A 26,082-nucleotide genomic window follows, 5' to 3' on the forward strand; every position below is an offset into this window, starting at 1 on the left:
CCGAAGACGCTGCGTCGTCTATTCCTCACCCTGCGGTGATCGGGGCGCGGGCGGCGGCACCGGAGCGCCCGGGGCCGCAGGCACGCCCGGGGCGCCCGGGGCAGCCGGGGCCGCCGGCATGCCCGGCGCACCCGGGGCCGCCGGCGCACCTGGAGCGCCCGGACGCGCGACGCCTGCCGGCGGGCGCATCATGGCCCCGCACTCAGGGCACGTGCCGTCGGGGTTGGGCATGACGACGATATAGCAGCCGGGGCACACGATCTCGCCTGCCGCGGCCTCAGGAGGTCGGAAGCACATGGAAGTCTCCTACCACTCGCAGTTGGTCATCAGGATGAAGTTCCCCGCCGTCGAGGACCACTCCTCGAGTTTGAACGGGTCGAGGCCCGTCTTCTCCGCCAGCTCCCCGCGCGAGTCGACGTGCTTGGCAACCTCGTAGAACTCCTCGATGGTGGCAATGCCCTGCTCGTTCAGCTTCTCGATGCCCTCGGGGGTGATTCCAAACAGCTTGTCCAGTTCGGCAGCCATGGCGGCCATCCTTTCCTCGAATCGGCTCTGCGAGCGCGCCCAGAGCACCTGGAGCACCCGGAGCACCCAGGGCGCCCGAAGGCCCAAGCTCGGGCGCGCTCGCCTCGTTCTCGCTCGTCAACCGAAGCTCAAGCGATCCTAGTCCTCGCAGCGGTACACCTTCACGGCGACGCCCGTCTGCTGCCACGCGCCGATGAGCTGGTCGAGCGAGTTGGGGTCGTCGTCCAGAAGCACGTTGGCGTTCGACTCGAAGGCGCCGAACAGCGACGGGTACGCCTCCTCCTTCTCGGGGAACCACCAGTCATGCTGCACGCTGATGACGCGCGGGTCCACGCTGGAGGTCTTGCGCGCGCGCTGCTTGATGCGGCCCATGTGCGTCTCGATCCAGCACCAGTCGCCGTCGCAGATATCCAGGTCAACCGCCGTCGACGGGTGGATGTCGAAGATGGGGTCGGGATGCAAGTCGCGGTACGGCCCCGGCTGGCGGTGCTCGGAGTGGTAGAACGGCATGAAGCGCGCGCCCGTGATCATGACGAGCGGATACTCGCCTGCCCACTCGGGATGGTTCTCCACGCTGGCCGCCGGGTACTCGAAGTGCGGCAGCGGGTCGAACGGCAGGCCCGTCTCCGCGGCGAGCTTCTCCACCACCGACGACTTGAGCTCCACCTTGCCCGACGGCGTGAGGAACTTGAACCCGGGCTCCTTGTACTTCTCGAACTTCTTCTGGCCGGCCATGTACTTCACGTCGTTGTAGAACTTCTCATGCGTGAGCCCCATGGGCGCCAGCTGGAAGTCGAGCATGTCCTCGGCCTTCGGGCCCCACCACTTGTCCTTTTGCCCCAAGCGGACGGCCAGGCCGTAGAAGAACTCGTAGTCGTCGCGGAAGTCGATGTCGGCGCCGCCCTCGAAGCGGTCGATCACGCGCGCCTGCGCGCCGAAGTACATGGGGCGGTGGTTCATGACCGCGTAGCAGTTGTCGGGGCGCTCGAGCCACGTGGCCGCCGGCAGCACGTAGTCGGCCAGGGCGCCGGTGGGCGTCATGAAGTAGTCATGCACCACCAGAAGGTCGAGGTTCATGAGCGCCTCGACCACGAGCTTCGTGTTGGAGAACGCCATGACCGGGTTGTCAGCCTGCACGATGAGCGCGCGCACCGGGTACGGGTCGCCGTCGCGCATGGCGCGGAACAGAAGCGGCGCGTTGGAGTACGGGTAGAACGACGGGTACGCCTGCGAGATGACGTCCCAGCCCTTGAACGTGAGGCCCGGGAAGCGGTCGTTCCCGATCATCTTGTCGCGCTGCTCCTGGGAAAGCGCGTAGTGCTCGTAGAACGCCGGTGGGAAGCGCGACGGCGGGGCCAGCTGATCGCCGCCCTTCTTGTCGAGGTTGCCCGTGATGGCGCGCAGGATGGCCTTGGCCTGGATGGCGCTCGAGGCGTTGATGCCGCTCGCGTCGCCGCCCTTCTGGCCCCACGGCAAACACGCCGGCTTGATGGTGGCGTACATGCGCGCGGCCTGGACGATCTTGTCAGCGGGAATCCACGTGATCTCGGCGACCTTCTCGGGCGGGTACTCGGCTGCGCGCGCGGCGAGCTCGTCGAAGCCGATGCACCACTCGTCCACGAACTCGTGGTCGTAGAGGTCCTCGGCGATGATGACGTTGATGAAGCCGAGCGCCAGCGCCGCGTCGGTGCCGGGGCGGATCTGCAGCCACAGGTCGGCCTGCTGGGCCACTTCCGAGCAACGCGGGTCGATGACCAGCAGCTTCGCGCCGCGCTCCTTGCGGTTCGTGTCAACCCAGTGCCACAGGAGCGGCTCGGAGGCGATGGTGTTCCGACCCCACAGGACCACCAGGTCGGCGTTCACCCAGTCGGACTTGTCCGAGCAGAAGCCGCCGTAGGTGCAGGGCTCGAGCCACATGTCAGAGCTGTAGCAGATGGTGCCGTTGCCGCCGGTGTTCGGGCTGCCGAACAGGTTGGTGAACTTGTAGTGCAGCCAGCTCCACGTGCGCGCCGTGCCCTCGGTGAAGGCCAGCGTCTCGGGGCCGTACTCGTCGCGCAGGGAGCTCAGCTTCGCGGCGATCTCGTCGAACGCCTGGTCCCACGTGATCTCCTCCCACTGGCCGGCGCCGCGCTCGCCGACGCGCTTGAGCGGGCGGCGCAGGCGGTTCTCGTTGTACACGAAGCCGTCGAGGAAGCGGCCCTTCTCCAGGCGCGAGCACACGTACCCCTTGTTGTGCGGGCAGTCGGGGTCGCCCTTGATGTCGACGATGCGCCCGTCCTTCTTCGTGACCAGCACGCCGCAGCGCACGTGGCAGAAGAAGCAGCCGGCCCTCAGGACCTCCACGTTCTCATCAGCGCATCCAGAGACTTCCACGTTCTCGTTCTCAGCCATGACTCTCTCCTTTTGATAGGATACCGACCGCGGTCGCCGTCGGTGCAGACCGAAAGAATCCCCCTTTCCCTCGCCGCAGATCATGGCTCCACTATAGAAGCCGCGCGCGACCAGCCGCCATGGCCAAAAGTACCCCGGCGGCTAGTTTCGCGCGGCGCTGATGCGCGTGTACCGGGCGCCTGCCGGGCGCAAGCGCCAACGCGGCGCCGGCGCCGCAGCCCGCGCGCCCCGTCTCGCCTGGGCGCCTGCCGCGCCCCCGTGCCGCGCGCCCTACCTCAGCTGGCTCACCAGGTTGTCGGTCTCGCGAGCGATGCGCATCTCCTCGTCGGTGGTCACCACGCAGATCTTGATGGGGCTGTCGTCGATGGAGATCACGCGGTTCATGCCGATGGCGCCCTCCACGTTGTTGCGTTCCTTGTCCAGGATCATGCCCATGTGCGCCAGCCCGCGGAAGATGCGCTCGCGCAGGTCAGCCGAGTTCTCGCCGATGCCCGCCGTCATCACCACGGCGTCGGTGCGCGTCATGGCGGCGTAGTAGCTGCCGATGGCCTTCTGCACGCGGTACACGTACATGTCGATGGCGAGCTCCGCGTGCTCGTCGCCGCGCGCGGCCGCGTCGAGCACATCGCGCATGTCGCCGCTCGAGCCCGCGATCCCCAGGATGCCGCTCTTGCGGTTCAGGACCTCGTCCATCTCGTCGAACGTGATGCCCTCGCGGCGCATGATGTAGGTGATGATGGCCGGGTCGATCGAGCCCGAGCGCGTGCCCATCATGAGGCCCTCGAGCGGCGTGAAGCCCATGGTGGTGTCGATGGACTTTCCGTGGTTGACCGCCGTGATGGAGCCGCCGTTGCCCAGGTGGCACGTGATGAGGCCCAGGTCGCGCAGGGGCCGCCCGAGCAGGTTCGCCGCCTGCTGCGCCGCGTAGCGGTGACTCGTGCCGTGCGCGCCGTAGCGGCGGATGGAGTACTCGTCGTAGTAGCGCATGGGCAGCGGGTACATGTACGCCTTCGGCGGCATGGTCTGGTGGAACGCCGTGTCGAAGACGGCCACCTGCGGCGTGTTCGGCAGGAGGTTCCGCGTCATGTCGATGCACGCGTCAGCCGGCGGGTTGTGCAGGGGCGCGAGCTCCTCGCACTTGGCCAGGTTGGCGCGCGCCTCGTCGTCGATAAGCGTGGCCTTGGTGAAGAACTCTCCGCCCGCCACGATGCGGTTGCCGATGGCGTCGATCTGATCGAGGCCGCTGATGGGGCTCTCCGGGTCGTCCACCATGATGTCGAGCAGCTTGCGCAGGCACTGCTCAACCGTGAGCCCCGCCACGTTGTACGTGACCTTCTGGAAGTCGGGCGCGAACGACACGTTCATGAACGCGCGCTCCGTGCCCACCTTCTCGGCCAGGCACTTCATGCGCGCGTCCTTGCCCTCGGTCTCGATGAGCTGCGACTTGAGCGAGGAGCTCCCCGCGTTCACCACGAGCACTAGCATGCGGCATCATTCCTCTCAGGCGTCGGGATCACGTCGGAAAACGCGTACTCCGCGTCAGAGGCGATCACCAGGTAGTTGTCCTTGTCGCTGAACCGCTCGTCAGACGCGAAGGTCACCGTCACGTGCGCGAAGAGGCGGTCCAGCTCGTTGATGAGGCGGATGAGGTGGCGGAACTCCCGCCACTCGGGCCCGCTCACCACGTTCACCAGGTAGAGGCCGCCCGGGTTCAGGCGGTCCTTCACCGCGCGCACGCCGGTGGCGCCCGCCAGGTCGGCGACCGCGGCAGCGCCCGCGAACGCGTCGTTGCAGATGGCGTCGTAGCGCTTCTCGCAGCCGGCGAGGTACCCCAGGCCGTCGTCGACGACGAGGTTGAAGCGCTGCGCCGATCCCTCGCACGCGCTGAGCTCGCGCTCGAGCTTGTCGACGAAGAAGAAGCGCCGCGCGATCTCGGCGATGGCGGGATCCGACTCCACCACGTCGACGCGCAGGCCGGGCCGCGTCATGAGCGCGTGCTTGGGCCACGCGCACCCGCCGCCCCCGATCATGAGCACGTCGCGGATGGCGAAGGGGACACCGGCGGGTTGGGCGCCGTCGGCGGGGCGAGTGGCGCCAACGGGCTGGGCGGCGCCGACAGGCTGGGCGCCCTCGGCGTCGGCGCCGACAGCCGCTCCTGCGTCCGCGCCCGCAGCCTCGAACATGCGGTCGAAGGCACGGTGGTACTCGAACACCGGCTCATGCCAGCGCTCCCCCAGGTAGGTGGCGGACTGGTACGCACCGCCCACGTTGAGCACGCGAATGCACTCGCCGTCCTCGGCGCACACGGTGTACACCCGCGCGAGCCCCGCGTCCGTGCGCCGCACGTGCGGGTCGAGCTGGAGCAGCTTGCGCACCGCCAGCGCGTTCGCCGCCGTCACGCCGACGCCCGCCGCCACGAGCGCCGCGCCCTTCGCGCGTCCCGCCAGGCCGGCAACTCTGCCCGCGCCCGTCTTCGCCATAGCACGCCCCCTTCCCGAAGCGCGCCCGCAAGGGCGCGTCGTCTTTCAGCTCATCCCATGATACCTGCTGGATCCCCCGAACGGCGCGACGTTGCCCCATCGCGTTCACGCGATGGCAACTATCATCACGGTATCGGCGGCGTCACCACAGCACAGTCACCACGGCACCGAGCACCACGGCGCCGCCCAGCTCATACTGCCTAGCAGGCGAGCATGTCGGACGCCACCTGCGCGGCCGCGTCCTCGCCCGCCAGGGCCTCAAGCACCGCGAGTGCGAACGGCAGCGACTTCGCCGGTCCGCTTCCCGTGATGAGGTTGCCGTCGCGCACCACGTCGTCGGGCTGGTACGCGCCCGCGGGGAACACGTCCTCACAGCTCGGGTAGCATGTGGCGCGGCGGCCGTCGAGCAGGCCCAGGTGCGCCAGGAGCATAGGGGCGGCGCAGATGGCCGCGACCAGGCGCCCCTCCTCGAGCTGGGAAGCGAGCGCCGCGCGCAAGGGCTCGCAGTCGGAGAGGTTCTCGTAGCCCCTCATGCCGCCCGGCAGGATGATCGCGTCGAAGCTGCCCAGGTCAACGTCGCCGTCGGACACCGCCACGTCGGCCGTGACGGGTACCCCCTGTGCCGAGCTCACCTCGCGCGTGGGCATGACCGACGCCGTGACCACCTCCACGCCTGCGCGGCGCAGCACGTCAACCGAAGTCAGAGCCTCAATCGTCTCGAAGCCCCCGCCCAGCATGACCGCCACCCGGCAGTCCTCGGCAGCCTTGCACTCCACAGCGCATCCCATAGCGTCCCCTTCCTCACAGCACCTGCGAACAGCACTTGCAGTTGGCCATTCATGAATGCATCGAGCATAACGCCCCGAGGGCACGATCGCCGCGCGAATTCGCAACCTGTCAGATCGACGGCGAAATCTCCATGCGCCGAAGAGCCCATCACCTGATCTCGGCGCCGAAGGGAAGCAAGCTCAGCTTCTCCAAGGAGCGAAGCTTTCTCCTGATCGGCTTTCGCTACGTCCGGAATGGCGAATGCCGATTGGACGTAATAGCGCCTGCCGGCAAGGTTTGCCACGAAGTCCACCTCACGGGTCACAGAGCGGCGAACTCCGCCCTCATCGTACTCCCGGTCCCTAACAACACCGACGTCGACCGAGAAGCCCCGGTAGCGCAACTCGTTGTAGACGACGTTTTCCATCAGGTGATTCTCCTCGTCTTGGCGGAATCCCACCCGGGCGTTGCGCAATCCCACGTCCTCGAAGTAGTACTTGAGCGGCGCGCCGATGTATTTGCGCCCTTTGACGTCATAACGGCTCGCCGCGCTCACCAGGAACGAGTCCTCCAGGTACCCGATATATGACTTCACGGTGTTGAGGCTGATGTCGCTCTTCAGCACGCTCTTGAATGTGGCTTGGATCTTTGAGGCATTGGTGAGCGAGCCGGTAGCCAAGGCGAGCACGTTCAGCTAATGACAAGTTGCCGCCCATGGGAATGCTTTTGTCAATAGAATTACATGCCTCCCAACCAGAAGATGCGCGGCGAAACCTTATACAACCACGCGATTTCCTCCATGGCGCATCTTGAAAACATGTGCTGGCTGACAACCCGCTTTGGCGCCGGCAGTCAGGTGATTGACGGTACCGCGAGGGATTGCCAGTCACCAAATGGCTCGCAAAGGAGAGCTGAAAGCCATCGCCGGCATCGCAAGGTACGAGCTCGACATCGTCGCAGCTCTTTCCAGCGCGGCAGAACTCGCACGGAACGCCCTTCTTGGCAAGCCCGTCGAGCACGTCAACATGCTGTCGGCATAAGCGCAGCAGATGCCATAGGGTCACGCCTAACGGCACGTATCACCCAACGGCAGCATGGCCTGCATTATTTGTCACTTGGCGCATGGCCCTTTGTCGCCTGTGTCCCAAGATGACAAAGAGCACGGGAAGATGGTCGGCTGGTACAACGCGGCAATGTCCGTCATGGGCACGATCATGTCCTTTTGCGCCGGTCTGTTCGCCGTGGGAGGATGGCAGGACGCGTTTAAGGTCTACCTGATCACCATCCCGATCCTCATCATGCTGATCGCCTTCCTGCCGTCGATGAGGCCCAAGGCCATGGCGAGCCAGGCAGAGGGGGCAGCCCAGGACGACGAGAAGGAGGACGAGGTCAAGCCTGGCTGGCGGAAGGCGACGATCCCCCTGACGATTGAAGTGCTCTTCGTCTGCCTGTGCTACTTCACGGTTCTGTACATGATGGCATTGTTCATCGTCGACGGAGGCGTTGGCGACGAGGCTTTCGTCGGCACCGTAGGCGTCAATGAGAATGGCGAGGGCGTTGCCATTGGAAAGAGGAGCCGCTTAAGATGTGGCAAAGGCGACCATGCCCTAGATGGCTCTCCCACGCAAGCGCCTTCCCCGATTGGTATAATCCGCCTCACCAGACAAAGAGCGAAGAGGCGGAAGCTATGGCAAGCGAAGAGAGGGGCCCGTCCACCGAGCCCGTGAAGGCGGAAGAAGGCGCGTTGGCCGCGATCGTCCCCGTGAGCGAGCCGGCCATACGCGACCTTATCTATACGGTACGCGGCACCCAGGTCATGCTCGACAGCGACCTGGCGATGCTTTACGGGGTGGAAACCAGGATCATCAACCAAGCTGTTCGCCGTAACCAAGAACGCTTCCCCGAACACTTCTGCTTTCAGCTGAGCAAGGACGAGTGGGGAGTTTCGAAATCACAAACTGTGACTTCAAAACGGGCAGAGGGCAGCGGCGGACGCCGCAAGCTCCCGAATATGTTCACCGAGCAGGGTGTGGCAATGCTCTCCGCCGTGCTCAGAAGCGAGACTGCCATTCGCGTGAGCGTCCAAATCATGGACGCCTTCGTCGAGATGCGCCACTTCATCGCCGGCAACGCCGCCATGTTCGAGCAAATCCGCGCCGTGGAGCTGTGCCAGCTGGAGTACCAGAGGACGACCGACGAGCGCATCGAGGACGAGGAGTCCGTGCGCGCCGTCCTCGCGCGCCTCGAGAGGTAGGACCCTCGTCCGCAGGGCCTTTTCCGCATTCGGATGTCTCTCATCCCTGATGATCAAAGGGGTGCCTTTCGCATCCCCGCAACCTAGGATCAGTTTCAAAACTTCAAAAATCTTAAAGTTTCGAAACTGATCTGGCGAGAACTATCGCACCCGAAGCCATTGCAATAATAGACAGCACCCCGCGAGGGCAGCGGACAGAACGCCTTATCGCCTTCCCCCACCGCCGCACAAAAAGGGTGGAGCGCCTCAAATTACTCTATTACCGTTAAGCATAGTTTTTGGAGCAATGCGGCTGCGGCGGCTGCGGCCGCAAAGAGCTCCTACCTAATCTCGGCACCGAAGGGGAACAGGCTCAGCTTCGCCAGCTTGAACAGCTGCAAGCCGAACGGGATCCCCACGATGGTGATGCACCACAGCGCGCCGAGGACGGCGTACGAGATCGCCTCCCACAGGCCGATGACCAGCAGCCAGACGATGTTAGCCAGAAGCGACGGCGCTCCCCCGCCGTAGCTGATCTCCTTGCCGAACGGCGCCAGGGTGAGGCTCGCGAACTTGAAGCACTGCCGCCCCAGCGGAATGCCCACGATGGTCACGTAGAAGATGATTCCGGCGAGCACCCACCCCAGAGCCGTGAACAGCCCGCCGAAGATGATCCAGATGATGTTCCCGACTGTGCGCATAGCCTTCCTTCCGTCGTCGCGTGATTCAACACCTCAACGCCATTATCTGGCAATTGCTCAACAGGAGATGCGTTTCACCACTTTAGACGAAACTATCAGGGTCAACCACTGCTTTCCAGATTAAGCTACCCAAACGATGCAATAGACGCAATACGATCATCCCCATGATATGACAGAGGCTCGGATGTCACAACGATGGTCTGGTAAACTATTCGTCACATACTAGGCAAAGCCTAATGGTTTCTCCAGCAACTAAGAGGTTTTTATGAGCGGGCCAAAGTGCTATAAATGCAAGGTTGTCTCCGAAGCGGAGTTACTCCGAAGGGAGAGCGAAGCCCTTGAGCGGCGATGTGAAGCTTTAGTCGGCAAGTGCCAGAAAGCGCTAGCCGAACTCGATAACCCAGACTTTTTATCCATCCCAAAAGCAAAGTCAAATGACCGCGCGGAGCTCATCAAGTGGGAAGACGAACTCCGTTCGACAATATCGAAAATCCAGCTGCAATCTGATAGGGATTACGCAAAAAGAATTGTGGGCAAAATGAAAGGATGCGCCGCCCCACTCGACACCTCCGCAATAAGAATGCACACGCATGCGCCCCAGGCAAATCAACAGGACGATCAAACAAGAATAAGCTTTGAAGAGATCGATAAACTCCTATCAATTATAGCAACCGTGAGAAATAGGCGTAACGCTGCGAGCTTAGTCGAAAGGATAATCAGTCTAAGCAAAAGCGATGACATCGCACAAGCAAGAGGCGATTTGCTGACAGTGAAAACTGAACTGAGTCAACTGCTCTACATTCAAAACCTCAGAGAGCTTGCTGCTAATGAGCTTTTGCGCATTGAAGGTATAACAAACTCTGCCGCTGCAAGAGCACGCGATGTCGCCATCGAAATCTCAACCCAGGCAGAGTACGAAGAGCTCAAACGTTTGATAAAGAAAGCCGAGATAGAACACGCCAAAAAGCAAGACGAAGATTACATCTCGAAGGCTCTCCAGGATGCGCTCGCAGAATTGGGATACAGCCCCCTAGAAAGCTTCGACGTTACAGATTTCGGAAATGTAGTGCTCGCAGAACATCCGAATTACAGTGATTATGCACTTAGAACCCAAATAAACCCGAACAATGGGATGATGTTCACACGAATAGTTGCGTTTGAAGAACATGGCCTCGAAGAGGATACTGAGGTAGAGAAAGCTAGCTGCAGTCAGATTCACGCAATGCGAGAAAAGATGAGCGACCAAGGAATCGAGCTAACGCTGACAAGCGAAAGAGCAGCTGGCACTCGACCCGTAGAGTTAATCGAAAAAGAACGCAAAAAGAGAAGCGACGGCCGAAAGAAGCAGCAGGAGACAGGAATAATCCGTGAACGGTAATTGCCACAACCAAGAAGAGCCCATCCGCCAAAAGAGCGGCGTATCTATCCCAGAATCATGGCTTATGAGCTCAAACCGAGCTGCCCCCCTATGGCTAAGGACCCTTTACGCCTCTCTGCCAATCGCTGCAGTTTGCATCATTTACGGAGAAGTTCATGATCTTCATCCGTTGCATACCGGAGACGCGATTCGCCCCGATACGACAATCAACGCTATCTGGCGAGCACTTACCGAATCGAAATTTGATGGCCTTCTAACTTTTGACCCACTCAGAGGATTAGCAATAGAAAAAAGCTCTGCCGGAAACGATCGTGCAGCTATCATGAAGCATCTTGAAAGCCGCATGGACAAAAAAACTCTTTCAAGATTAATGCAAACGCCATTAGAGAGAGCGGCAAATAGCCGAGGGGAGCAAAGTCCCTCAACTGCTTCCTTCGAGGGGCTGGATGCGATTGCAGAAATTGTGGCACAAAGTAACGACCCCTCGCTCGCTCTCGTAATTGACTACACGTCCCAAGCGGCACACACCAGTCAAGGGCCAGATCCAGCACTTGAGAAGTTAATGCTCTCAAGTCTGGAAATAGCAAATGCACATGCGCTGTACAACGGGAAGCCCCTGCGTTTCCCGAGAGAAAACGGCGCGGGGCTGACTCGACGTCCTATCATTTGGCTAGTTGACAAACTCGATGACTTGCCAACATGGCTAACATACGGCGACGGCATTAGACAAATCCCTATACCGAAGCCAAGCGTTGACACTCGACAGCAAATTGCCGAACTGCTGATTACCGGGCAAGTTGACGACAAAAACATTACCGAAGTTGCAAAACGTTTTGCAGACGCCACCGAAGGCTTTTCCACACGCGGCATGTTCGAGGCCATCCAACTTGCAAATAGCGCCGGCGCACTTACAGAAAGCATCGAAGCAGCCGTCCGATCTTATCGAGAGGGCCTTTCGGACAATCCTTGGCAAAGCCCTAGACTGAGAGAGCAACTCACTATTGGCGAAGAATTACTAACGAGACGCGTTCTGGGTCAACCTGAAGCCGTTTCAAAGGTGCTCGACATTCTGAAGAGATCAGCCCTTGGCTTGACAGGGGCCCATCAGAGAAAGCCATCAACCGCACCGAAGGGCGTACTGTACTTTGCTGGACCAACGGGTGTTGGCAAAACCGAAATGGCCAAAGCGATCGCAGAGCTGGTTTTTGCAGATGACCAGGCTCTAATCCGTTTTGATATGTCGGAATTTCAAGATGACCACGCAAAGATTCGCCTCATCGGAGCACCACCCAGCTATGTTGGATACGGATCCGGCGGAGAATTGACGAACGCAGTTCGACAACGGTCTCACTCGATTGTTTTGTTCGATGAAATGGACAAAGCAGGGCCAGAAGTTTACGATCTCTTTCTTCAAATTCTATCCGACGGCAGGCTCACTGATGGCTCAGGACAAACTGTCCACTTCGGGGAGACGATCATCATCTTCACGTCCAACCAAGGCGTTGCAGCGGCAGGCGACATACTTCGCGTTGACATGAACGATCCCTCTCAAGCTGCTTTGTACGAAAAAACCATTCGTAGCGCGGTCGAGAGTCACTTCCGCGATACGCTTCGAAGGCCCGAGCTGCTTGGACGCATCGGGGATAACATCGTTGTGTTCAAGCCGATATACGGAGAGACGGCTGAAAACCTTGCCAATAATTTCATAGACACGATTCTCTCAAACGTCAGGATTCGTGTTGGAAACGAAATAACCATACGAGACAACGCGCGACAAAAACTTATCCTCATGGCAACGAAGCCCGAGCATCTTGATATGGGCGGACGCGGAATTGCGCTTGCGCTTGAAGCATATCTTACAAACCCGCTAGGCAGATCTCTTTTTGACCTGGCACCAAATACCGCAGCAGAGATAGCTGATTTTGCTCTGAACGAGCAAGACCACATGGCAGTGGAGCTAAGGCTGTGCTCATAGAGATAAACAGAATCTGCTCACCTGTCACCACTCTCGGTCCTGGCAGACGGCTCGGTCTTTGGCTACAAGGATGCGACATTCGCTGCCCAAGTTGCGTCTCCAAAGACACCTGGGAAACAGGAGCCGGACAAATTGTTGAAACGATCGAACTTGCTGAGCTGATAATGAGCATGATCCAGCGTGATAATCTTTGCGGTATAACCATTACAGGCGGAGAGCCCACGCAGCAAAGCAGGGCGCTAGCCGACCTTGTACGAAGAGTTCGCCAGATGGGCAAGAAACAGATCGACTTAATAATGTTTACAGGCAGAACCGAGCAAGAAGCGAAGCTGATCTGCCCTCAGCTTATCTCTTTAATGGATGCCTGCGTTTTCGGACCATATATTGCCGAGCAAAGCTGCAGCGGGTCACTTATCGCAAGCGAAAACCAGCAACTCGTATTCATGAGAGCCTGCAGCGCTGCGTTCAAGGAGGCTCTTATCAATGCGAGCAATCAACTGCAGGTAAATGTAGCTGGAGCTACTATCACCTTTTCAGGAATACCGCGAAATGAGGACATGATCGCCATTGAAAAGATCTTGGAAAAGAAAGGCGTCCAGATCGGAGAAACCTCATGGTCAAATTAATGAATTGTCCGCTGTGCGGAGGCCGACATCCCGAGGGAACAACGTTTTGCAATGTTGTATGGGCAGAGATTTCGCAAATCACACCCGCAACCACCAGATCAGCGCAAGATGATACCGAAGTCGAAAAGTCAATATCTGGTACTGCAATCTGCCCGTGCTGCGGAGCGATTGGAAATACAAACGAAGAATGCTGGCAATGCGGAACCCCTGTTGGAGCATCCGGCAATAGTTTCGTGGCAATCCACTTCCCCTCTGCAAGAAGCATCCAAATCGCATATGGCGAAACTGTCACCATCGGACGAGAAAGCTCGAACAAAGACGTTGCTGCTGCCGCGAGGCACTACGACACTATCTCGCGAAAGCATTGCGTGATCACCGTAGACGAAAGCGGGAATTACATCTCTGTGATTGACTGCGGATCAACCAACGGCACTCGTATTCCCGAACTAGATCACCCCATTACCGCTGGAACAAAACACCAGCTCTCTCTTCCGACGAGAATACAACTCGGAACTAGCATAGAGCTAACTATTGACAAGGAGCCCTAATGTGACAAGCAACGCAAAACGCGTTATCGCGCAGATAAGCGCCGCAGGGTTTACTGACGTCGGGCCAAGCCGCTCGCATAACCAAGATGCCATTGTTCTGGGAACGACTATCGGACTCGGAGACCATGCGATCTTGCAATGGTCCGGGCTTTGCGAAGAGTCTGTTACTTTTGCCGTCGTTGACGGCATGGGCGGCTATGATGGCGGCGCAGAAGCTGCTGCTTTGGTTGCTGCGGCAATGGCCAGATACAAAATGCCTACAGACCTAAGTGCCACTGTCGAGCAATTTCGCAATATATCGAATAGAGTATCTGAAGCAGGAAAAGCATGGGGAGCTCCAAAAATGGGGGCTGCTTTTGCTGCACTGTGTCTCGCAAAAGAGTCTCTTCTTTTCTTGAATGTTGGCGATTGCCGCGCTTACAAGATCAACGGAAACTACCTGGGACAAATGAGCGTGGATGATCGTATATCAACTGAAACTTCAGCCATCACGCAAGCAATTGGGGGCACAAATAATATCGACCCGCATGCGTGGTCTCAGAATCCAGGTAGCGAAAACGAGCGTTATCTTCTGTGCTCCGACGGGATCTGGGGTACATTGAGCCAGGAGACGCTACTGAGGATATGCCGCGAGAACGTCACGGCCATAGATGCCGTAAATCGGATCTGGAACGAAATGCAAAATCATGAAATCACAGATAACTTCTCAGCATTGATCATTGATGCTATCACCCAAGAAGAAGAGCCGCGTCAAGGAGAGGGTCGTGTCCGATAAAACAAGGATCGAGAACGCTACAGCGGGAAAAACTCGAAGAGAAACAGAGCTGACAAGAAGGGAAACTGGCAAGACATCCGCTTCGAAGACCCGCAGGCTTCTTCTTCCCAAAGAAGTGTCGAGCCGTTACGAGTATCTCTATGATCTGCCAGCATCTGGAGGCGAGGCAGATGTTGCCCTACTCAAAGATAAAGAGACGAAGCAGCTTCTTTTCTTTAAGTTTTACCGTGCGGGTATTTCTCCCGACCCTATGGCAATGCTGCTTCTTCGCTCGGCAGATCCAAAGCACGTTGTTCGCCTCATAGACTTCCATGACGAAGATGACGGAACATGGGAGATTCAAGAATACTGTCAGCTGGGTTCCATCCAAGATTGGGCAAGCAGTCAAGAAGGAAGATTAGCCAAGGAGACGCTTGTCGATGTGCTGAAGGAAATGGCTTCGGCGCTAGAATATCTGCACGGACTTGGATCTGGCATTGCCCATCGGGATTTGAAACCAGCTAATGTTCTGGTGAGGTCCGACGACCCTCTTGACCTTGTTCTTGCTGATTTTGGCCTAGCAAAATCACAGCAAACGTTTTCCCATCTAACCACCATGGCAAAAGGCACCTGGCACTATTCAGCTCCTGAGGTTCATTTTAAAGTTTCGACACCAAAATCCGACTGGTTTTCGCTCGGAGCGATGCTTTACGAACTTTATACAGGGACGAAACTTTTCTCAATGGCTGACGGAACAGAGGTTTCTGAAGACGATGCGCGCGCACGATGTCTGGCGGGTAATTACTCAACTACCAGCATCGACGACCCTAGGTGGAAGTTGCTTATTGACGGTCTTCTCGTATGGGAGAAGGACAACAGGTGGGGTGCAAGAGAGGTAGGCGAATGGCTGAGCGGCGGATCGCCCGCAGTTCAAGAGGGAAAAAGAGCATATACGCGGCGGCAAACGACGGCTCACTATAGTCCCATCTGGAGCCCAGATGTAGCCAGCAGCCCAATCGAACTTGCAACGTTGCTCAGAAACAACTGGAAGAGCGCTGCGAATTGCCTTGCAGGAAGACCCGATCAAAAGCTGATCGATTTTCTCGAAGAGTTTCCGGGTTGTCAGAAAGCCGTGCGAATCATCGAAGCAGGCGACAACCCTGAAGTGAAGATGGTTAAACTGCAGGCAATTCTAGACCCATCTGGGCCGATTCTTTTCAGAGGATATGACCTCAATAGAAATGGTCTCAATGATATCGTCTCGCTCGCCCACAGCGGAGACAACGAAGCGATGGCGCACCTCATTGACATCAAGAATCATCGTATCTTGAAAGCCTATTCTGAAGTCACTGGATCAAAATCTGCGGCAAGGGCAGATTACCTCCTTGACGAGTGGGAGAAGCAGGGAAGGGCACTCATCGCAAAACTCCCCCAAAGGCAGGCCGAAATAGGGAGAGTCGCCTTGAGGGAAGCACTTCCTGATATGTTCGTAGCGGCTTTCGAGGAGGAGTAGGAGTGGCGGCATGACTGTAGACTATATTAAAGAGGGAAGATCGAAGCCCTATGGACAGCCAACTGCGAAACGAAACGTGGAAAACGGGGCTGAGTACGAGCTTTACCTTCACATTGTGGGACTGTTTAATGATGCAGTACGTGAACATCGGAATGACCCGGTTAATATGTTCGGATTTGAAGACATCTCAGAGCAAATGATCGTTTTTTCGGAAGTGATATCTGCATTGCCCCAGAAGAGAAGATTGAAGGAAGCGTCGACCTGGTTATCGTTCGTCCGAAATACGTCATCTACGTGGATCACTTCAGAGTTGATGGCTATGAGCATATAGAAGACAGAAGGGGAAACGACGCTGGAAGCGTTTACGAAAGAGCCCTCGGTGAGCTAAGGGCAGGTAAAATAACTAAGGATGAGTTCTCTGCCGAGGTGGAAAGTTTTACCTACACGAGCAAGCAATTAGAAGACAACATTAAAGATGAAATAGAAAAGAAAGGACAGAAAGAAGAGCGATACGTCGATGCCTTTGCCGAATACGCTAAAAGCATCGACGAGGGAAGGCCGTATGCGTACGACAAGACAAAGAAACAAGAATTCTGGCTGCTGATTGAGGTCATCACGCCAGACCAAATTGAAGTGCACTTTGATGCGATCAGGGACTCGTTGGCGCAATCGAAATTCGAAGGAGCAATCTTTGTCGACAACAATGATCCGTCCCAAATGCCTGTTGATGTGAGCCAGATTGTGTTTGTAAGACGATCATCTTGACAGTCTAATCCATCAACGACGCTATCTCTTGCAGCTCGGATTCCAGCTTAGCAACTACAGAGTCGAGTTCTCCTATACGCTTTTCTAAGGCGTCTTTCGACAACTCAACAGAGAACTGTCTATTTCGGCTAGACCGGTTTGCTCGCAAATCATCGATGCCAAGTTCGGTATAGGCGAAACGCGTAGGAAGCGATTCTCGAATTATTGCAGCTCGTTGCTCCGTCTTCATCTGCTCGTATTTTTTTGCCAAGCCTATAATCAAACACGCAATCCATGCAAACGAGAGACCGATGGAGAGAAGGATTGCCAGGTTCAAAAATGCTCCTACTGCAGAATCCCATTCTGTCCAGAGAATGCTACCGCTGAAAAGGCCGTACAGCGAGACGGGACCAACCACAAGAAACGCAATCACGGAGTTAAGCGCAATCTGTAGATACAGGTTCTTCTTTGGACTCTTTAGAGAGTCTAGCTCCTCTAAGCTAGAGAGATAGCCGCGAAGCCCCCTTCTCTCCTCCTTATGCTTTGCTAATGACAACTCAATGCTATTTCGCCGGGCTTCGGCTTCGTGTCGCTTTTCTTCAAGAAGAATCGCATCCCTCAGCTCCAAAGAATCTCTGTAATCACCCGCGCCATCAAGCAAGCGTAGCGCCTCAGAATAGTTTCCCAAGTCAAAAGCGGCATGAGCTTTCCGAAGAAGGAGATCTTGTCTCTTCAATCTGTCTAGCAAGCTGACAGCACCACGATAGTTGCCTAAGGCCTCTAGCTCACTAACAGCCCAGCCGTAACGCTTTTCGTCAATTAGGGCACGCGCTCTCGCCATTGTCTGCTGACGCTCGCTTTCAAGCTTGCCAGCCAGCGTCGCCTTTTCCTCCGAATCGCGAAAACCTCCCAATTGCGCGAAGCAATAGCTTGCTCTACCATAGTCATCTTGCTCCAGGTAGCCAAGCGCAGTGGCGTATTCTTCAGCGAGCGCCTTTTGCCTTACATCATACGCATCCTGCATAACAGCGTTCGCAACAATGAGCGCACCCAAATCACTGGAAGAGAGGTCTCTCACCTTCTCTTGGAGGGACTTAGTCCAAGACTCATTCCCAAGGTCCGCCTTAGCAAACTCTCTGGCCTTTTCCAGGGAGAAAGACCTCATGCAACACCTCCGGACAATACAAATACATTGGATAGCGACAATTATATTCTGCGACCGCCCAATACCGCATCGTTTGTCCCAGAAGGTTTAGCTTAATCGTTTCGCTACACCATCGGAACCTTTTAAGCTAGGGCAATGGCAGATCCTCCGACGACTTCATGAGGATCAACGCAACATTTCGCATCATGCGCCTTCCTGCAATGCCGTCTTTTCCGTCTATGCAATCCATACTCAGATGACAAGAATGTAGGCTCAATTCGCCTCCTCCTGGCTAGGCGACACGCGACACGTAGAGCAAAACGTCTACTGCGCGAACGAGCGCCTTTACGATTACCATGTGCGCATTACTTGCTTCGCAGCGCTTCTGGACGAAAGAAGCTTCGCTTCGAATCGCCTTTCTTTCCTCGATAAGCTTATCGAACTGAACCTCTGTCAGATTTTCTGACTGCATGAGGGTCTCCGTCCCCTTCGCCTGCGTGTCCAGAATATTGAATACGCGCATTCGGGCGGCATTACTCGAATCTATGGCAGATTCGAAGTCCCTTTGTGAAAGCGCCAATATGCCTGAATTGTTGGACTTGTGCAGCATGTCAATCGAACGATCGCTTTGATGATTCACGTAACTCACCTCATGGCTTTCCTCTAAAGATGTCACTCTTCTCGCTCTAAGTGGTGTCATCTTATGACACCACTTAGAATTCGGTGATATTATACAAAACGAAGGGCGTGACAGATACGGCCAAATCTGTCGTATTTGACACCGGTAAACAAGGAGCAGCAGATGAGCGAGAAAAGCAAGTTCTTCGGGAAAAGAGAAATCGACAGGAATTGGTTTATAGACGTTGTGAAGCGCTGTGGTACAAGCGTCAACAAACTTGGGGATGAAGGTATTAAAGGTAGAAGCAGAAGCACACTCAAGCGATGTCTCCGAGCAGGATGCATGGACGATGACCTGCTCGATGGTATAGCCAAAGAGCTTAACGTCCATCCTGATTTCTTGGCGGGAGGTGATTTTGCTAAGACGCTCACGTTTCCCATCATGGAAGAAGAAGGTGTAAGGGAGCACTGGAAGACAACCTATCTCAACCCAGCGCATTTCCCTTATTCCTATGCAGAGCAGGAAGCTCTAGGAACTTACCAGTATCTTATGAATATCCTTCTCATGCACGACGTTTCCAAAAGCGAATTCAATCGCCTCAGTCGAAAAGAACGCATGAACCTTGCAGGCGAGCTCGACCGAGCGATAACACGTGTCTTGAGAAAGTACTTCCAATCCAGCCACCTATCTTCCGGAATTGACTACAGAAGCATCGGGGCCTGGAAAAACGAAGATGACGTAATCGAAACCATGCTCGATTACCTTACACAACGCGGTTTGATTACCGATAGCTTTCCTCCTTCAGACGATGAGCCGGACATGATTGGCAGTGCAGTGCGCGTAGACTCGAAAAGCACGAGCATATCAACAGGTAAGCAATGAGAGCAACGGAGTGTGTCCCACTGCCCCACTTTCCATATATATTAACATGCGGTACTATATATGCAAATGGAAGGCAGATGCGACATATCGTCCGGCTACACCGCCTCGCAGGCGGCGCGGCTCCTCGGCGTCGGGAGACACGAGGTCGCGAGGCTCGTGCGCGCCGGCGCCCTCCGCGCCCGGAAGACGGACTCCGGCAACCTCGTCGTCGACCCCGGCAGCGTGCACGCCCACGGAGCGCTCTCCCCGTTCAGGGGGAGGCCGTGGAGCCCGCAGACCGCCTGGGCCGCGCTGCTGGCGCTCGGCGGCGACGACGCCTCGTGGCTCGAGTACCACAAGAGGAGGCGCCTCTTTTTGAAGCTCAGGGAGATCGGCGCGGAGGAGCTCGTCTGGCTCGCCCGCAACAGGATGGAGGCGAGGAGGTACCTCGTCTCGCCGTCGTTCGAAGACGACGTGAGGGAGGCGCTCGTCGCCTCGGGGATGGCCTCCCCCTTCGCCTCCCGCCTGGGGCTCGCGTCGACGGCGCCCGTCCTCGACGGATACGCGCTCGGAAGGACGCCGGAGGAGGTCGAGCGGGGCCTCTTCCTCGTGGAGGACGCCTCGGGGCCGTGCACGGTGAGGTTCGCGAAGGGCCTGCCGGGTTCCCTGGCGGACGCCGCCGAGATGCCCGAGCCCGTCGTCGCCGCGGACCTCGCGATGTCGGCGGACGCGCGCGAGCGGAGGTGCGGGCTCGACTACCTGGAAGGGCTTCTGGATGGAATGCGCTGAGCTGAGGTCTCGAAGCTGACGAGGCCGTGGGACGTCGTCATAGAGCTCGGGCTGCGCGGCGCCGCCTTCCACCGCATGACCCGCGGCGCGCTCGTCGTCGACATCCTGGTGGCGGATCACCTGCCTTCCGACAAGGCGAAATCTGCCAAGGTCAACAGGTGGCCGATGCCGGAGATCGCGGGCGGCGCGCAGGCGATCGAGCGCGGCATTGTCGGACTTTCCTAGATCGCGGAGACGTGAAGGGCACCCCTTTGATCATTAGGGATGAGCGACGTCCGAATGCGGAAAAGGCCCCCGCGGACGAGGACCCTACCTCTCGAGGCGCGCGAGGATGGCGCGCACGGACTCCTCGTCCTCGATGCGTGTGATGGCGAAGCTCTTCTTCCCGGCGTCTTTGAGGGAGGCGCCGACGAGGTAGCACTCAACGCCGTCTAGGATGAGGAATCGGTCGTGGAAGGCGGTTGTGTGCTCGACCGCGAGCCGCGGGTACTGCGCGTTGAAGGTCGCGACATCGCGCTGGGTGAGGTTTGTGCGCGGGTGGGTCCACACGGTGACGTTCACGCCGTCTTGCTTCTTGGCCAGGATGTTGAGCGTGCCCGCGTCCACGTAGCCGTCGACCAGCACGATGCTGCGCTCGGCGCGTCGCACGAGCGACACCAAAAGCTCGAAGGCGTCCCAGACCTGGCCGTCGAAGAACACCTTCTGTCGTGGTGCCTCGTGCGTGCCCATGTAGTCGAACACCCGCTCGAAGCGCTCGTCGGTCGTCCTCTGGTACTCGAGCAGCTTCAGCTCCACGCCTCGCACCTGCTCGAACATGGCGGCGTTGCCGGCGATGAAGTGGCGCATCTCGACGAAGGACTTCATGATCTGAACGCTCACGTCGATGGCGACCTGGCTGCGGAGCACTGCCGACAGCATCGCAACGCCTTGCTCGGTGAACGCCTGCGGCGGGTAACGCCACCACGAATCCTGTTTTCCCAGATCAGGGCGTAAGGTCGCAATTTGCGACCTTAGGTCATTCTCTTCCGCCTTGGTTACCCTGAAGCAGAATTCTTCCGGAAACCGCGTCCTGTTCCTGCGCACTGCCTCATTGATGCGCTTGGTTTCAACCTGATAGAGCGTCGCGAGATCGCTGTCCAGCATGACCTGAGTACCGCGTATCGTATATATGAGGTCGCGTATGGCCGACCCGCTCACGGGGACGATCGCGGCCGACGTGTCTTCTTCCGCCTCCACGGGCTCGGCGGACGGGCCCTTCTCTTCGCTTGCCATAGCTTCCGCCCTTCGCTCTTTGTCTGGTGAGGCGGATTATACCAAGCGGGAAGGCGCTTGTGCGGGAGAGCCTTCCCCGCCAGCCTCCATTCAGCCGCTATCGCCTGGTGGGCCTTGGCCCGCACGGCGCCGAGAAGCCCGCGCATCAGGGCGAGACAAGCGAGAGCGGGCAAGTCATGAGGCCGTCTGCACCGACATTGCGCGCAAGCGCTCAAGCGCAAAAGTCCTCGCGTTCAGCAGGCCGGATCAGGCGGCGTTACTCGGCAGGGCGCTCTTCGATCATGGGGTTTCGGCTGTACTTGCTCAGCTCGGCTATGTCGCGCGTGCCGTACTTGACGAACAGGGTTCCCTCGGCTTTGCCGTTCGAGTACGCAAGATGCACCCAGCCGACCTCGTTGCCGTCCGAGTCGATCAAGACATAGAGGTTCGGGTCCGGGGTCTTCTCGACATGACCGGAAGCGCGGGCTCCGGCTTCGTCCCGAGCCTGCCATGACAGCCGTTCCTGATCCCCCTGGTCTTCTACGAAGCTCAAAGACCGCCCGCTGTTTTGCCCAGGCTCCAGATACGTGCCTTCAAGCTCGAAGCCTTCGAGGACTCCTTGGCGCATGTCCTCCAGTTCAGCAGCGACCCCAATCGAAAGCACGGCAAGCACAACCACTGCCAGAAGACCCAGTCCTGCTGCTATGCAGCAGCTCAACTTTTTGAGGCTCATAGCGGACGCTCCTTCGGGATGAGGTGGATCAGCTTCCTCTCGTGCCCAGGAATAACGGAACGTGCGGATTCCAGCCCCTTTCACTGTCAGCAATTAGAAGGGAGCTTTGATTTGTGGGGCATTATACATCCTTTGATACGCTAGAGAGACTCGTAGTTGCTTCCATACCAATTGAACAGTTGTTTTCGAAAATGCCCTCTTGGCTGTTACTGGGAGGGCATCTCTTATGGCTAATCTGCTCTTATCAGATCCATGAAATCGAAGCTCGAAACAGTTCATCACGATAATGTGAGCTCACACTTGGATTTAGAGCAAATCAGCAAAACAGTACTCGCGCATCTTCCGACAATATGATCATTTCGCTCAATATGCACTCATCCTGCACTCAGCAAAACAGCCCCTAGAGACCGCCTTCTGTTGAGGTGCAAATTCGGTGATGATTGGTGTATCGCATAGCGCGAATCATGCGGATATAGTAAAACGCAAAGCACTTAGCCCCGGGACGACCGCTGATTCAAGTCGCCGGGGCTCAATGAGTCATTTGAGTTCTGAGGAGCATCTTCTATTTCAATGCTTGCGGCCGCCTTAGCAAACCTCTTCAGCAACTGCAGGATCATCTTTGTACTGTTCTGCTTGAGGTTATCTCTTATCCAGACCGTTTGGGAAGAACAGCCCGGGTTCCAATTGCGTGATGACATCGTGAAGCGTCTGTCCGCGAAAGTCGATCAGGTTCTTTACTATTCTCCGTGATTGGAGCAGTTAATGGGTGGGCTAGCCGAAACGAGGTTTCAGGTACCTCGCGAGCGGCTTGCGCTTTACTCGATGACTTCCTTGAGGTACTCCCTGAAGCCGGGAAGGCTGAAGCGCAGCTTGCCCCTGAGGCCCTTTTCTATGATGCCGTCCTCCAAGAGGCGCTTCTTGTACGTCGAGACGTGCCCGCTCGACTTGCCGAGGCGGTCGACTAGAGCCGACGAGTCGGTCTCCCCCTCGTCGGCGAGCATGGCACGCAGGAAGTCCACGTCGCCGTCGGACAGCTCGTTGAACGTCGCGTCGAAAACCTGCCGCCGCAGCTCGCCCTGGGCGAGCCTCACGCCAGCTTCGACGCTCTTCTCGGTGATGACGTCCTCGCCGCGCGACGCGCTCCACATGCGATACCCCACCAGCTGGTACATGAATGGGAACCCGCCCGTCGCCTCGACGGCCCGGGAAAGGGCCGCCTGCCCGATGGCCTTCCCCGCGCCCTCGATCGTCACCACAAACGCTTCCTCAATGTCATGGGCGGGAATGGACCCGAGGTCATGCCGGAACGCACGCCTGAGGAACGAGGTGGACTCGCCCGAGAGGAGCACCGACACGTTGTAGGGCAGTCCGGCCATGAGAAGCGCCACCTTCCTGCCTTCGCGGACGAAGTGCTGGTACGTGGTCGCAAGCTGGACCATATCGTCAAGATGGGGGTTGACCTCATCGACGGTTATCAGAAGTCCCGTATCCGTCTGAGCGAGCTGATCGAGCAGCAGGTTCATCTTCGATCGCCAATTCAGCGACGGATCGGCAACGTTCTCCCAGCTGATGCTCACGAGCCCGCCCACGCCGATGCCGGTAGCCTTCCTCTTCGGAGCCGCCTCGAGCAAGTGGGCAGCTTGCTCGGTCGCACGCTGCACGATGTCATCGAGCATTCCCGGAACAGCCGTCACGCTCACCGCCACCCAGCCCCTTGACGAAGCCTCGGTGGCGAGGCGGGAAAGCAGCGCAGTCTTCCCCGTTCCACGCGCTCCAACGAAGATCGATGAGAGGTTCGGATCGCCTTCGCCCACCTCAAAGGCGCAGACCATGTCGCTGATGATGAGCTCGCGCCCCGCCAGATAGGAGGGGACCTTGCCGAAGACGGGCGTGAAGGGATTGGCAGGCTGGTTGGGGTTCTCCCTTTGAGCTTGAGGCATTGCCATCACCTTCCTCGTGCGCTTTTCGCAACTGCTCCGTGCCCTTTACGCGCTTTAGCCATTTTTACAGCTTTTAGCGGGTTTTACAAGTTTTAGCGTCCTTTAGAACTTTTAGCTTCCTTTAGTTTCTTTAGCATCCTTTGGCGCTTTGGGCGGAAGAGTCGAGGTGTTTAGCCGTGTCAAAAATACTCGGGTTCATTTTTGACACAGCCACCACCAGCGTTTTGGTCAGCGTTCATGCAAGATACAAGCGAAAGGCGGGGCCGCAGCTTGTATTAAGCTGCGGCCCCGCCTCTTTCGACTCTTCTTCGGCTTTTCCCGGGCGCCCCGCGCCTCCGCGGGCGCCCCCGCGCTTCCCCAGACGCCCCGCGCCTCCGCACGCCCTGTGCTTCGGCTAGTCGCGCGTCAGCTTGCGGTGCAGGCGATGGGGCTTGGCAGCCTCCTTGCCGAGGCGCGCCTCGCGGTCGGCCTGGTACGCCTCGAAGTTGCCCTCGAACCAGTGCCAGTTGCCGGGGTTCTCGTCGGTGCCCTCCCACGCCAGGATGTGCGTGGCGATGCGGTCGAGGAACATGCGGTCGTGGCTCACCACCACCGAGCAGCCCGGGAAGTCCAGAAGCGCCGCCTCGAGCGAGGAGAGCGTCTCCACGTCGAGGTCGTTGGTGGGCTCGTCGAGCAGCAGCAGGTTGCCGCCCTCCTTCAGCGTGAGCGCCAGGTTCAGGCGGTTGCGCTCGCCGCCCGACAGCACGCCCGCGGGCTTCTGCTGGTCGGAGCCCTTGAAGCCGAACGCCGCCACGTAGGCGCGGCTCGGGATCTCGGTGTCGCCCACCACCATGTAGTCGGTGCCGCCGCTCACCACCTCCCAGAGCCGGGTGTCGGGGTCGATGCCCGCGCGGCCCTGGTCGACGTAGGAGATCTTCACCGTCTCGCCGAGCGTGAGCGTGCCGCCGTCGAGCGGCTCAAGCCCCACGATGGCCTTGAACAGCGTGGTCTTGCCCACGCCGTTCGGGCCGATCACGCCCACGATGCCGTTTCGCGGCAGCTCGAAGGACAAATCGTCGATGAGCACGCGCCCGTCGAACTCCTTGTGCAGGTGCTCGGCCGCGAGCACCTTCGAGCCCAGGCGCGGGCCCACCGGGATGCGGATGTCGGTGAAGTCGAGCTTCTTCGCCGCCGCGGCCTCGGCCACCATCTGCTCGTAGCGCTCCAAGCGCGCCTTGCTCTTCGCCTGGCGCGCCTTCGGGGACGAGCGCACCCACTCGAGCTCGCGCTCCATGCGGCGGGCGAGCTTGGCCTGCTGCTGGCCCTGCGCGGCGATGCGCGCCGCCTTCGTCTCCAGGTAGGTGGAGTAGTTGCCCTTGTACGGGAACAGCTGGCCGCGGTCCACCTCGCAGATCCACTCGGCCACGTTGTCCAGGAAGTAGCGGTCGTGCGTGACGGCGAGCACCGCGCCGGGGTAGCTCTTCAGGAACTGCTCGAGCCACAGCACGCTCTCGGCGTCGAGGTGGTTCGTCGGCTCGTCGAGGAGCAGCAGGTCAGGCGCCTCGAGCAGAAGGCGGCACAGCGCCACGCGGCGCCGCTCGCCGCCTGAGAGCACGCTCACGGGCATGTCGGAGTCGGGGCACTGCAGCGCGTCCATGGCCTGGGAGAGCTGGCTGTCCAGATCCCACCCGTTGGCGGCGTCGATCTCGTCCTGGAGGCGCCCCATCTCGTCCATGAGCGCGTCGAAGTCGGCATCGGGGTCACCCATCTCGGCGCTCACCTGGTTGAAGCGCTCCACCTTCGCCAGCACGTCGGCGAACGCCATCCGCACGTTCTCGATGACCGTCTTGTCCTCCTCGAGCGGCGGCTCCTGCTGCAGGATGCCCACGGTGTAGCCCGGCGTGAGGCGCGCGTCGCCCGCCGTGACCTCCTCGAGGCCCGCCATCACCTTGAGCAGCGTGGACTTGCCCATGCCGTTGGGGCCCACCACGCCGATCTTCGCGCCCGGGAAGAACGACAGCGACACGTCGTCGAGGATGACCTTGTCGCCATGCGCCTTGCGCGCCTTGTACATCTGGTAAACGAATTCAGCCACGCCGAAACTCCTTTGCGATAAGAGACGATTTCTGA

28 protein-coding genes are annotated in these 26,082 nt (G+C 58.5%); 14 read left to right on the plus strand and 14 right to left on the minus strand.

Annotated features, from left to right (window positions below; translation table 11 throughout):
- Positions 1-18: 18 nt before the first annotated feature.
- The 7 genes from G7Y50_RS11935 to G7Y50_RS06105 form a co-directional block, all read right to left on the minus strand.
- The gene (locus G7Y50_RS11935; protein ID WP_206214783.1) at positions 19-297 is read right to left on the minus strand and encodes a hypothetical protein; all 279 of its coding nucleotides are present in this window, start codon (positions 295-297) and stop codon (positions 19-21) included.
- Positions 298-306: 9 nt separating this feature from the next.
- Positions 307-525, minus strand: a complete 219-nt coding sequence (locus G7Y50_RS06080; protein WP_165053353.1) for a DUF4332 domain-containing protein — start codon at positions 523-525, stop codon at positions 307-309.
- A 138-nt stretch (positions 526-663) separates the two neighbouring features.
- Positions 664-2,916, minus strand: coding sequence for a molybdopterin-dependent oxidoreductase (locus tag G7Y50_RS06085; RefSeq protein ID WP_165053350.1), 2,253 nt, complete (start codon positions 2,914-2,916; stop codon positions 664-666).
- A gap of 270 nt (positions 2,917-3,186) precedes the next feature.
- Positions 3,187-4,401 carry an acetate/propionate family kinase gene (locus tag G7Y50_RS06090; RefSeq protein WP_165053347.1) on the minus strand — a complete coding sequence of 405 codons (1,215 nt, stop codon included), beginning with the start codon at positions 4,399-4,401 and terminating at the stop codon, positions 3,187-3,189.
- Positions 4,395-5,396, minus strand: coding sequence for a spermidine synthase (locus G7Y50_RS06095; protein ID WP_165053344.1), 1,002 nt, complete (start codon positions 5,394-5,396; stop codon positions 4,395-4,397). The genes G7Y50_RS06090 and G7Y50_RS06095 overlap by 7 nt, the downstream gene beginning before the upstream one ends.
- A gap of 200 nt (positions 5,397-5,596) precedes the next feature.
- Entirely contained in the window at positions 5,597-6,133 is a 537-nt protein-coding gene (locus G7Y50_RS06100) for a DJ-1 family glyoxalase III (RefSeq protein WP_241156465.1), read from the minus strand.
- Positions 6,097-6,843 carry a DUF4143 domain-containing protein gene (locus G7Y50_RS06105; RefSeq protein WP_206214785.1) on the minus strand — a complete coding sequence of 249 codons (747 nt, stop codon included), beginning with the start codon at positions 6,841-6,843 and terminating at the stop codon, positions 6,097-6,099. Before G7Y50_RS06105 ends, G7Y50_RS06100 begins: the two co-directional genes overlap by 37 nt.
- A 214-nt stretch (positions 6,844-7,057) precedes the next feature.
- Here G7Y50_RS06105 and G7Y50_RS06110 point away from each other — a divergent pair, with 214 nt between their 5' ends.
- The 3 genes from G7Y50_RS06110 to G7Y50_RS06120 are packed head-to-tail and all read left to right on the plus strand — an operon-like array spanning position 7,058 to position 8,418.
- Positions 7,058-7,204 (plus strand): hypothetical protein, encoded by a 147-nt coding sequence (locus G7Y50_RS06110; protein WP_165053339.1) that lies wholly within the window; start codon positions 7,058-7,060, stop codon positions 7,202-7,204.
- 54 nt (positions 7,205-7,258) lie between these two features.
- A complete protein-coding gene (locus G7Y50_RS06115; protein ID WP_370457993.1) occupies positions 7,259-7,891 on the plus strand; it encodes an MFS transporter in 633 nt (210 codons plus the stop codon).
- Positions 7,852-8,418: an ORF6N domain-containing protein gene (locus tag G7Y50_RS06120; protein ID WP_165053333.1), complete on the plus strand. Its 567-nt coding sequence runs from the start codon at positions 7,852-7,854 to the stop codon at positions 8,416-8,418. Before G7Y50_RS06115 ends, G7Y50_RS06120 begins: the two co-directional genes overlap by 40 nt.
- Before the next feature lie 320 nt (positions 8,419-8,738).
- On the opposite strand, the gene G7Y50_RS06125 is transcribed toward G7Y50_RS06120, so the two are convergent.
- Positions 8,739-9,098: a YccF domain-containing protein gene (locus tag G7Y50_RS06125; protein WP_165053331.1), complete on the minus strand. Its 360-nt coding sequence runs from the start codon at positions 9,096-9,098 to the stop codon at positions 8,739-8,741.
- Between the two features lie 265 nt (positions 9,099-9,363).
- On the opposite strand from G7Y50_RS06125, the gene G7Y50_RS06130 reads away from it, so the two are divergent.
- Genes G7Y50_RS06130 through G7Y50_RS06165 form a run of 8 tightly spaced genes read left to right on the plus strand, consistent with a single transcriptional unit; the run spans position 9,364 to position 16,657 of the window.
- Entirely contained in the window at positions 9,364-10,476 is a 1,113-nt protein-coding gene (locus G7Y50_RS06130) for a hypothetical protein (protein ID WP_165053329.1), read from the plus strand.
- The gene (locus G7Y50_RS06135; RefSeq protein ID WP_165056983.1) at positions 10,466-12,451 is read left to right on the plus strand and encodes an AAA family ATPase; all 1,986 of its coding nucleotides are present in this window, start codon (positions 10,466-10,468) and stop codon (positions 12,449-12,451) included. Before G7Y50_RS06130 ends, G7Y50_RS06135 begins: the two co-directional genes overlap by 11 nt.
- Complete coding sequence (locus G7Y50_RS06140) at positions 12,442-13,077, plus strand: 4Fe-4S cluster-binding domain-containing protein (protein WP_165053325.1); 636 nt, start codon at positions 12,442-12,444, stop codon at positions 13,075-13,077. Before G7Y50_RS06135 ends, G7Y50_RS06140 begins: the two co-directional genes overlap by 10 nt.
- On the plus strand, positions 13,077-13,625 hold the full coding sequence (locus tag G7Y50_RS12245) for an FHA domain-containing protein (RefSeq protein ID WP_370457999.1): 549 nt from the start codon (positions 13,077-13,079) through the stop codon (positions 13,623-13,625). Before G7Y50_RS06140 ends, G7Y50_RS12245 begins: the two co-directional genes overlap by 1 nt.
- 1 nt (position 13,626) lies before the next feature.
- Positions 13,627-14,400, plus strand: coding sequence for a PP2C family serine/threonine-protein phosphatase (locus tag G7Y50_RS06150; RefSeq protein ID WP_165053321.1), 774 nt, complete (start codon positions 13,627-13,629; stop codon positions 14,398-14,400).
- On the plus strand, positions 14,390-15,892 hold the full coding sequence (locus G7Y50_RS06155; RefSeq protein ID WP_165053319.1) for a protein kinase: 1,503 nt from the start codon (positions 14,390-14,392) through the stop codon (positions 15,890-15,892). The genes G7Y50_RS06150 and G7Y50_RS06155 overlap by 11 nt, the downstream gene beginning before the upstream one ends.
- 10 nt (positions 15,893-15,902) lie before the next feature.
- Positions 15,903-16,223, plus strand: coding sequence for a hypothetical protein (locus G7Y50_RS06160; RefSeq protein WP_165053304.1), 321 nt, complete (start codon positions 15,903-15,905; stop codon positions 16,221-16,223).
- Entirely contained in the window at positions 16,187-16,657 is a 471-nt protein-coding gene (locus G7Y50_RS06165; RefSeq protein WP_165053301.1) for a hypothetical protein, read from the plus strand. Before G7Y50_RS06160 ends, G7Y50_RS06165 begins: the two co-directional genes overlap by 37 nt.
- A gap of 4 nt (positions 16,658-16,661) precedes the next feature.
- Here G7Y50_RS06165 and G7Y50_RS06170 read toward each other — a convergent pair whose 3' ends face one another.
- Positions 16,662-17,801, minus strand: a complete 1,140-nt coding sequence (locus G7Y50_RS06170; protein WP_165053298.1) for a hypothetical protein — start codon at positions 17,799-17,801, stop codon at positions 16,662-16,664.
- 271 nt (positions 17,802-18,072) lie between these two features.
- On the minus strand, positions 18,073-18,420 hold the full coding sequence (locus G7Y50_RS06175; RefSeq protein WP_165053295.1) for a hypothetical protein: 348 nt from the start codon (positions 18,418-18,420) through the stop codon (positions 18,073-18,075).
- A 162-nt stretch (positions 18,421-18,582) separates the two neighbouring features.
- Between G7Y50_RS06175 and G7Y50_RS06180 the strand changes: the two genes are divergently transcribed.
- The 3 genes from G7Y50_RS06180 (at position 18,583) to G7Y50_RS06190 (ending at position 20,274) form a co-directional block, all read left to right on the plus strand.
- The gene (locus G7Y50_RS06180; RefSeq protein WP_165053292.1) at positions 18,583-19,281 is read left to right on the plus strand and encodes a hypothetical protein; all 699 of its coding nucleotides are present in this window, start codon (positions 18,583-18,585) and stop codon (positions 19,279-19,281) included.
- Between the two features lie 60 nt (positions 19,282-19,341).
- Positions 19,342-20,049 carry a hypothetical protein gene (locus tag G7Y50_RS06185; RefSeq protein ID WP_165056985.1) on the plus strand — a complete coding sequence of 236 codons (708 nt, stop codon included), beginning with the start codon at positions 19,342-19,344 and terminating at the stop codon, positions 20,047-20,049.
- A gap of 75 nt (positions 20,050-20,124) precedes the next feature.
- Entirely contained in the window at positions 20,125-20,274 is a 150-nt protein-coding gene (locus G7Y50_RS06190; RefSeq protein WP_165053287.1) for a hypothetical protein, read from the plus strand.
- 84 nt (positions 20,275-20,358) lie between these two features.
- Here the strand turns inward: G7Y50_RS06190 and G7Y50_RS12155 are convergent, their stop codons facing one another.
- From G7Y50_RS12155 to ettA, 4 genes are all read right to left on the minus strand, one after another.
- Positions 20,359-21,321, minus strand: coding sequence for an ORF6N domain-containing protein (locus G7Y50_RS12155; RefSeq protein ID WP_165053285.1), 963 nt, complete (start codon positions 21,319-21,321; stop codon positions 20,359-20,361).
- A gap of 256 nt (positions 21,322-21,577) precedes the next feature.
- The gene (locus G7Y50_RS06200) at positions 21,578-22,033 is read right to left on the minus strand and encodes a hypothetical protein (RefSeq protein ID WP_165053283.1); all 456 of its coding nucleotides are present in this window, start codon (positions 22,031-22,033) and stop codon (positions 21,578-21,580) included.
- Between the two features lie 815 nt (positions 22,034-22,848).
- On the minus strand, positions 22,849-23,973 hold the full coding sequence (locus tag G7Y50_RS06205; protein ID WP_165053280.1) for an AAA family ATPase: 1,125 nt from the start codon (positions 23,971-23,973) through the stop codon (positions 22,849-22,851).
- Positions 23,974-24,367: 394 nt separating this feature from the next.
- Positions 24,368-26,047 (minus strand): energy-dependent translational throttle protein EttA, encoded by a 1,680-nt coding sequence (gene ettA / locus G7Y50_RS06210; protein WP_165053277.1) that lies wholly within the window; start codon positions 26,045-26,047, stop codon positions 24,368-24,370.
- Between the last annotated feature and the right edge of the window lie 35 nt (positions 26,048-26,082).

The organism is Adlercreutzia sp. ZJ176, from assembly GCF_011038975.1.
Lineage (GTDB): Bacteria > Actinomycetota > Coriobacteriia > Coriobacteriales > Eggerthellaceae > CAAEEV01.

Coding starts and splice junctions, on each gene's coding strand:
- G7Y50_RS11935 (WP_206214783.1), bottom strand. CDS start 297: ATGTGCTTCCGACCTCCTGAGGCCGCGGCAGGCGAGATCGTGTGCCCC.
- G7Y50_RS06080 (WP_165053353.1), bottom strand. CDS start 525: ATGGCTGCCGAACTGGACAAGCTGTTTGGAATCACCCCCGAGGGCATC.
- G7Y50_RS06085 (WP_165053350.1), bottom strand. CDS start 2,916: ATGGCTGAGAACGAGAACGTGGAAGTCTCTGGATGCGCTGATGAGAAC.
- G7Y50_RS06090 (WP_165053347.1), bottom strand. CDS start 4,401: ATGCTAGTGCTCGTGGTGAACGCGGGGAGCTCCTCGCTCAAGTCGCAG.
- G7Y50_RS06095 (WP_165053344.1), bottom strand. CDS start 5,396: ATGGCGAAGACGGGCGCGGGCAGAGTTGCCGGCCTGGCGGGACGCGCG.
- G7Y50_RS06100 (WP_241156465.1), bottom strand. CDS start 6,133: ATGCTGGGCGGGGGCTTCGAGACGATTGAGGCTCTGACTTCGGTTGAC.
- G7Y50_RS06110 (WP_165053339.1), top strand. CDS start 7,058: ATGGCTCGCAAAGGAGAGCTGAAAGCCATCGCCGGCATCGCAAGGTAC.
- G7Y50_RS06115 (WP_370457993.1), top strand. CDS start 7,259: ATGGCCTGCATTATTTGTCACTTGGCGCATGGCCCTTTGTCGCCTGTG.
- G7Y50_RS06120 (WP_165053333.1), top strand. CDS start 7,852: ATGGCAAGCGAAGAGAGGGGCCCGTCCACCGAGCCCGTGAAGGCGGAA.
- G7Y50_RS06125 (WP_165053331.1), bottom strand. CDS start 9,098: ATGCGCACAGTCGGGAACATCATCTGGATCATCTTCGGCGGGCTGTTC.
- G7Y50_RS06130 (WP_165053329.1), top strand. CDS start 9,364: ATGAGCGGGCCAAAGTGCTATAAATGCAAGGTTGTCTCCGAAGCGGAG.
- G7Y50_RS12245 (WP_370457999.1), top strand. CDS start 13,077: ATGAATTGTCCGCTGTGCGGAGGCCGACATCCCGAGGGAACAACGTTT.
- G7Y50_RS06160 (WP_165053304.1), top strand. CDS start 15,903: ATGACTGTAGACTATATTAAAGAGGGAAGATCGAAGCCCTATGGACAG.
- G7Y50_RS06170 (WP_165053298.1), bottom strand. CDS start 17,801: ATGAGGTCTTTCTCCCTGGAAAAGGCCAGAGAGTTTGCTAAGGCGGAC.
- G7Y50_RS06180 (WP_165053292.1), top strand. CDS start 18,583: ATGAGCGAGAAAAGCAAGTTCTTCGGGAAAAGAGAAATCGACAGGAAT.
- G7Y50_RS06185 (WP_165056985.1), top strand. CDS start 19,342: ATGCAAATGGAAGGCAGATGCGACATATCGTCCGGCTACACCGCCTCG.
- G7Y50_RS06190 (WP_165053287.1), top strand. CDS start 20,125: ATGACCCGCGGCGCGCTCGTCGTCGACATCCTGGTGGCGGATCACCTG.
- G7Y50_RS12155 (WP_165053285.1), bottom strand. CDS start 21,321: ATGGCAAGCGAAGAGAAGGGCCCGTCCGCCGAGCCCGTGGAGGCGGAA.
- G7Y50_RS06200 (WP_165053283.1), bottom strand. CDS start 22,033: ATGAGCCTCAAAAAGTTGAGCTGCTGCATAGCAGCAGGACTGGGTCTT.
- G7Y50_RS06205 (WP_165053280.1), bottom strand. CDS start 23,973: ATGCCTCAAGCTCAAAGGGAGAACCCCAACCAGCCTGCCAATCCCTTC.